The sequence below is a fragment of the Pantoea sp. genome (assembly GCF_032114055.1).
Classification (GTDB): domain Bacteria; phylum Pseudomonadota; class Gammaproteobacteria; order Enterobacterales; family Enterobacteriaceae; genus Pantoea.
This window is the reverse complement of record NZ_DAMCTB010000009.1, coordinates 191561-197732: the sequence shown is the minus strand read 5'-3', so window position 1 is coordinate 197732 and position 6172 is coordinate 191561. Positions and strand designations below refer to the sequence as shown.

The 6172-nt window shown below is 56.5% G+C and carries 6 protein-coding genes and 1 other RNA gene; 3 read left to right on the top strand and 4 right to left on the bottom strand.

From position 1 onward, the window contains the following. The first annotated feature begins 106 nt into the window (after nt 1-106). Together RT657_RS15625 and RT657_RS15620 are read left to right on the top strand one after the other, a co-directional pair. Nucleotides 107-238, top strand: a non-coding RNA gene (locus tag RT657_RS15625) — RtT sRNA. Nucleotides 239-375: 137 nt separating this feature from the next. Then, nucleotides 376-717, top strand: coding sequence for a FlxA-like family protein (locus RT657_RS15620; RefSeq protein WP_313655534.1), 342 nt, complete (start codon nt 376-378; stop codon nt 715-717). A 2-nt stretch (nt 718-719) separates the two neighbouring features. Here the strand turns inward: RT657_RS15620 and RT657_RS15615 are convergent, their stop codons facing one another. Next, nucleotides 720-1640: a LysR substrate-binding domain-containing protein gene (locus RT657_RS15615; protein ID WP_313655533.1), complete on the bottom strand. Its 921-nt coding sequence runs from the start codon at nt 1638-1640 to the stop codon at nt 720-722. 95 nt (nt 1641-1735) lie between these two features. Between RT657_RS15615 and RT657_RS15610 the strand changes: the two genes are divergently transcribed. Then, the gene (locus RT657_RS15610) at nt 1736-2746 is read left to right on the top strand and encodes a bile acid:sodium symporter family protein (RefSeq protein ID WP_313655532.1); all 1011 of its coding nucleotides are present in this window, start codon (nt 1736-1738) and stop codon (nt 2744-2746) included. Nucleotides 2747-2770: 24 nt separating this feature from the next. Here RT657_RS15610 and RT657_RS15605 read toward each other — a convergent pair whose 3' ends face one another. From RT657_RS15605 to zipA, 3 genes are all read right to left on the bottom strand, one after another. Further along, complete coding sequence (locus RT657_RS15605) at nt 2771-2989, bottom strand: putative quorum-sensing-regulated virulence factor (protein ID WP_313655530.1); 219 nt, start codon at nt 2987-2989, stop codon at nt 2771-2773. Nucleotide 2990: 1 nt separating this feature from the next. Next, nucleotides 2991-5009: an NAD-dependent DNA ligase LigA gene (ligA, locus tag RT657_RS15600; RefSeq protein WP_313655528.1), complete on the bottom strand. Its 2019-nt coding sequence runs from the start codon at nt 5007-5009 to the stop codon at nt 2991-2993. 75 nt (nt 5010-5084) lie between these two features. After that, nucleotides 5085-6098: a cell division protein ZipA gene (zipA, locus tag RT657_RS15595; RefSeq protein ID WP_313655527.1), complete on the bottom strand. Its 1014-nt coding sequence runs from the start codon at nt 6096-6098 to the stop codon at nt 5085-5087. Between the last annotated feature and the right edge of the window lie 74 nt (nt 6099-6172).

Genomic DNA, 6172 nt, shown 5'->3' with positions numbered 1-6172 from the left:
GGCGACAGCCTCACCCGCAGGGCAAGGCCCATCGGGCCGATGGCTATCCTGCACGACCCACCCATTCAGAAAAAAGCGCCTTTAAGGCGCTTTTTTCGTTTCTGAAGCACGGAGATAACCGGGCAGGATGAGAACCTGCAGCAGGTCCGACTGAATCGCCTGCGATTCAGGCTGAGGCGACAGCCTCACCCGCAGGGCAAGGCCCATCGGGCCGATGGCTATCCTGCACGCCCCACCCATTCAGAAAAAAGCGCCTTTAAGGCGCTTTTTTCATTCTGATACCACGACCACATTTACCCGATCTTAACGCCCTAGACACTCAAGTCGTTCCGCTGCGTGCCGATAACCCAGGTGACGACTTACAGGGAGAAAATGATGTCTTCAATTTCCGGAATTTTAAGCAGTGCTGTCAGTGGCGGTGACAACGGTGGCGGCAGTATCGCCTCACAAATCTCTGCGCTGAATAAGCAGATTCAGAACGTCTTAACGCAGGTTAAAGAGCTGGCGGACAATAAAGAGCTGACTGACGAACAGAAAGCAGAAATGCAGCAGATGTATCAGTCACAAATCACCATGATTCAGGCACAGATTGCGCAGCTGGAACAGACCCAGGCCGAACAGGATCAGCCGAAGGGTGACATGATGCCAGTCAGTGAGAAAAAGGCAGATGGTATTAACCGTCCAACCGATGCTAATCAGGTGAACGTTTATATCTGATTCTAAAATGCAGGCCTGGCCACACGTTGTTGCGCCAGCAGCGCCGCCTGCTGGCGCACTTCCTGCCAGATAGCTTCAGCAGCAGGCGTCAGCGAGCGATTTTTGCGTTTTATCAGCGTCAGGCTACGGTTAATTTCCGGATAAATGCGCCGCACTGTTAATGCACGATCGGCGGGCAAAGGCAACGCCAGCGCGGGCAGAATACTGATGCCAATTCCCACTTCAACCATGGGAAACAGTGTCGCGGGATGACCAATCTCCTGTACGACTTCGGCTCTGACATTCTGCTTCTGCATCGCCGCATCAATCAGCACCCGGCTGCCAGAGGCGTAATCCTGCAGCACCATCGTCCGCCCTTCCAGCATCGACCACGTCGCCCTTTCCACCTGCGCCAGCGGATCATCTTCACGGCATAACAGCAGGAAAGGCTCATCCAGAATCGCAATACTGTCGAAATCGGTGTCGCTGAGCGGACCGATGACGATCCCGAAATCCACTTCCGCGTTACGTACACTCTGCAGCACCCAGTGCTGGGCACGATCGTGCAGGATAACTTTGATATCAGGAAAGTGGTGCTGGCTCGCGGCCAGACACTGGGGCATCAGATGGGCCGAAATGGTCTGGCTTGCCGCGACTCTGACCGTGCCGCTGCGCTGCTCACCAAAACTGCGGATATCCAGCAGCGTTGTGTGAATTTCTTCCAGCAGCCGCTCCATGCGTGATGCCAGCTGTTTACCGGCTTCAGTCAGCATCACTTCACGGGTGGTGCGATCCAGTAACCGCACGCCGGTTTCTGCCTCCAGCTCTTTAATGCTGTGACTGACCGCCGACTGACTCAGACCTATCGCCTGCCCCGCCTGGCTGAATCCCCCGTAATGCGCAACGGCGATGAAGGTACGAAGCTGCCGGAAAGTATAATTCATCGATTCTTCTCATAGATTAATTCAATAAATCAATTTTATTTCTAAAAACATTTCGCGCACAATCGCGCTATTGAAAAATTTACCGGAATTTAACAATGCGTTTTTTAAAGCTCGACCCGATGATGGTAAAACTCATCATTACCGTGCTGCTGGCCACTTTTTTGCCCGCAAAAGGGATCTATGTTGATATCTTCAGCTATCTTGCAACGGCTGCCATCGCGCTGCTGTTCTTTATGCATGGCGCCAAGCTGTCACGGGAAAAGATCATCGCGGGCAGCAGCCACTGGCAGCTGCATCTCTGGATCATGTGCAGTACGTTCGTCATCTTCCCGGCGCTGGGCCTGCTGCTGGTGTGGTGGCATCCGGTGGATGTCGGCCCGGAAATTTATACCGGCTTTATCTATCTCTGCATTCTGCCCGCCACGGTCCAGTCCGCTATCGCGTTTACCTCAATGGCTGGCGGTAATGTTGCGGCCGCTGTCTGCAGCGCCTCGGCATCCAGCCTGCTGGGTGTCTTTATTTCGCCGCTACTGGTCAATCTGGTAATGGATATTCACAGCAGCGCGCCCAGCGATGGCCTGGAACAGATTGGTAAGATTATGCTGCAGCTGATGGTGCCATTCATGCTGGGACACCTCTCACGTCGCTGGATTGGTGGCTGGGTTGAGAAACATCGCAGCCTGATTGGTAAAACCGACCAGACCTCAATCCTGCTGGTGGTTTACTCTGCTTTCAGTGAAGCGGTGGTCAATGGCATCTGGCATCGCGTGGGGCTGACAACGCTGATGTGGATCATTGCAGGTTCCCTCCTGCTGCTCGCCGCCGTACTGATTATCAATCTGCTGGCGTCACGCCTGTTCCGCTTTAAACGCGCCGATGAGATCGTCGTGCTGTTTTGTGGTTCGAAAAAGAGTCTGGCGAACGGTGTGCCAATGGCCAACATCCTGTTCCCGGCCAGTACGGTGGGGATGATTGTCTTGCCACTGATGATTTTCCATCAGGTGCAGCTGATGGTCTGCTCATTTATTGCCGGACGCTATAAGAAGAGCAATGAGAAACAGCAGGCGCTGCAGATGAAAGCGTCCGTGATGGAGTCACAGAAATAACCGTGCCCGCCTGCGCGGGCGCGGTTAGCTGCGGGTCTGGAGCGGCCTGACTAACCCCTCCAGACCCTCTGTTTTGATGACCAGCGTCAGCTGCCTCAGATCGCCCAGCTGACCGGATGGAAAGTCGCCACTGCGGGCGAACCAGAGCAGATAAGGTTCCGGCAGATCAATCAGCATCTGCCCTTTATATTTGCCAAACGGCATTGGCGTATTGGCTATCGCCGCCAGCTGATGCTCATCCATCTCAGGCACCCAGCAAACGAATCATTTCGGCTTCATCAATCACCTCAATGCCCAGCTCCTGCGCTTTCGCGAGCTTTGACCCGGCGGCTTCACCGGCGATCAGCAGATCGGTTTTCTTCGACACGCTGCCGCTGACTTTAGCGCCCAGCGCGATCAGCTGCGCTTTGGCATCATCGCGGTTCATCTGCGACAGTGAGCCGGTCAGCACGATGGTTTTACCGGCGAACGGACTGTCTATCTCTTCAGCTTTCACCACCACCACCTGCGGCCAGTGCACGCCGATCTCTTCCGTCAGCTGGCGGATAACCTCGCGGTTGCTCTCCTCTTCCATAAAGTTGCGCACGTGAGTTGCGACGACTTTGCCAACATCCTGCACCGCGATCAGCGCATCCAGATCGGCATCCATCACCTTCTGCAACTCGCCAAAATGGTTAGCCAGGTTTGCTGCGGTGGCTTCACCGACTTCGCGGATCCCCAGTGCATAGAGGAAACGCGCTAAGGTGGTTGATTTCGCTTTTTCCAGCGCGTCGACCACATTCTGCGCCGATTTTGGCCCCATGCGATCCAGCCCGGTCAGCTTGCCCGCCGTAAGCCGGAACAGATCGGCTGGCGTGCTGACATACTCTTTCTCAACCAGCTGATCGATAATCTTATCGCCCATGCCATCCACGTCCAGCGCCCGCCGTGAGACAAAATGCTTCAGCGCCTCTTTACGCTGAGCACCGCAGATCAGCCCGCCGGTGCAGCGCGCAACCGACTCGCCTTCGACCCGCTCCACTTCGGAGCCGCAGACCGGACAATGAGTGGGAAAGACCACTTCCCGCGTCTCTTCAGGGCGCTCAGCGGTGACGACGTTGACCACCTGCGGGATCACATCCCCTGCACGGCGAACGACTACCCGGTCGCCGATACGCAAGTCCAGGCGTTCTATCTCGTCCGCATTATGCAGCGTTGCATTGCTGACAATCACGCCCGCCACCTGCACCGGCTCAAGACGCGCGACAGGCGTAATCGCCCCCGTGCGCCCGACCTGGAACTCAACATCCCGCACCCAGGTCAGCTGCTCCTGTGCCGGGAATTTAAACGCAATCGCCCAGCGCGGGGCGCGCGCCACAAAGCCCAGCTGCTCCTGCAGCGCCTGGGAATCGACCTTGATCACTACGCCGTCGATGTCGAATCCGAGCGTCGGCCGCTGTTGCTCAATATCGCGGTAGAACGCCAGGGCTTCTTCCGCGTTATGCACCAGCTTAATACGATCGCTGACCGGCAGGCCCCAGGCTTTGAACTGTTGCAGACGCCCCATGTGGCTGTGCGGCATTTCACCGCCTTCGAGCAGGCCAAAACCGTAGCAGAAAAAGGTCAGCGGACGTCTGGCAGTGATGCGCGGATCCAGCTGACGCAGAGAACCCGCTGCTGCATTACGTGGATTCGCAAAGACTTTGCCGTCGGTGCGGCGCGCTTCTTCATTCAGCTTTTCAAAGCCGCGCTGCGTCATAAAGACTTCACCGCGTACTTCCAGCCGGGCAGGAATATTGTCACCTTTCAGCCGCAGCGGAATCGCACGGATGGTGCGGACATTGGCGGTGATATTCTCACCGGTGGTGCCGTCGCCGCGCGTCGCGGCACGAACCAGCAGGCCATTTTCATACATCAGGCTAACCGCTGCGCCATCAAGCTTGAGTTCACAGCAGTAGGTCAGGTCATCGCTGCTTTTCAGCCGATCCTGTACGCGCTTGTTAAAGGCCATAAACGTGGCTTCATCAAAGGCATTGTCCAGCGACAGCATCGGCACCTCATGACGCACCTGTTCAAATACCGTCAGCGGTGCCGCCCCGACGCGCTGGGTGGGCGAGTCCGGCGTAATCAGCTCAGGGTGATCCTCTTCCAGCTGGCGCAGTTCGCGCATCAGCCGATCATATTCAGCATCCGGTACTTCCGGCGCATCCATAACGTGATAGAGATATTCGTGATGGCGCAACGTGGTGCGCAGTTCGGTGATGTGATCCTGAACGGATTTCATAAAGCCCCATCAGATAAAAAACCCCCGACAGGCGGGGGTTTGTTTTAACAGTTCAGAATGTGATTAGCACAGTTCTCAGACGCCAACCACATCGCGGATTCGCGCTTTGTAGGTTTCCAGCTTCTGCGGCGTCATCATACGACGCTCATCATCCAGCACAACGCCACCGACATCATCAGCAATACGCTGTGCCGACTGCAACATCAGTTTAAAGTTCTGATTCGCATCGCCATAAGAGGGCACCATCATAAAGATAGAGATGCCCGGGGTGCTGAAGTCGGTCATCAGATCGGGATTGAACGAGCCAGGTTTCACCATATTAGCCAGGCTGAACAGCACGGGCCCGCTGCCTGCCGGACTAAGATGGCGATGGAAAATGTTCATTTCGCCAAACTGGAAGCCTGCCTGCAGAATACCCTGCAGCAATGCTTCACCGTTCAGTTCACCACCGGAGTGAGCAGCAACATGCAGAACCAGCACGGCTTCTTTGGGTTTTTCTGCTGCAGCTTTCGGTGCGGGCGCCGGAGCCGGTTCGGGCTGCGCAGGCTGCGGCTCAGGTTCTGCCTGGAACGGCGGTGCAGGTTGTACCGGTTCCAGCGGATCGAGGTCCAGCAGCGGATCGGCCTGCACAGGCGGCGCGACAAAAGCCGGCGCAGGCTGCTGACGAGCCGGTTCAGGCTGCTGGCGAGCCGGTTCAGGGCGCGGCTGCGGAGCAGGCTGCGGTGCTGAACTGAAAAGCGGGTCGCTCTCAGGCTCAGGCTGCGGTGCGGGACGTGGCGCAGGCTGACGCACAGGCTCGGCAGGCGCCTGCTTACGCGGCGCTTCTGGCTGAGGCTCACGAATCTCATCGAAACGGGGTTCCTGATGTACGCTGCGCTCAGAACGCACACGAACCTCGCCGACGCCGTCATCTTCGTCGTCGGTCAGGTCCTGCTCATCAAGGTCATCACGTTGTTTCAGACGTTTGTGCGGGCGATCGCGAAACACTGACGAACGCTCTTTACGGCTGGTCCACAGTCCGTGAAGAAGGAGCGCTATAATGGCGATCGCGCCAACAACGATTAATATCAGACGCAAATCCTGCATCATTGTATTCTCTGTTGTTCCAATACCTTGCCACCGCGGCAAACTTTATCCTCTAACTGTATTTGCCCTGCTACACA

What these genes read in the sequence shown, in the direction of transcription:
- zipA (WP_313655527.1), bottom strand. Translation starts at nt 6,098, where the DNA reads ATGATGCAGGATTTGCGTCTGATATTAATCGTTGTTGGCGCGATCGCC.
- ligA (WP_313655528.1), bottom strand. Translation starts at nt 5,009, where the DNA reads ATGAAATCCGTTCAGGATCACATCACCGAACTGCGCACCACGTTGCGC.
- RT657_RS15615 (WP_313655533.1), bottom strand. Translation starts at nt 1,640, where the DNA reads ATGAATTATACTTTCCGGCAGCTTCGTACCTTCATCGCCGTTGCGCAT.
- RT657_RS15605 (WP_313655530.1), bottom strand. Translation starts at nt 2,989, where the DNA reads ATGGATGAGCATCAGCTGGCGGCGATAGCCAATACGCCAATGCCGTTT.
- RT657_RS15620 (WP_313655534.1), top strand. Translation starts at nt 376, where the DNA reads ATGTCTTCAATTTCCGGAATTTTAAGCAGTGCTGTCAGTGGCGGTGAC.
- RT657_RS15610 (WP_313655532.1), top strand. Translation starts at nt 1,736, where the DNA reads ATGCGTTTTTTAAAGCTCGACCCGATGATGGTAAAACTCATCATTACC.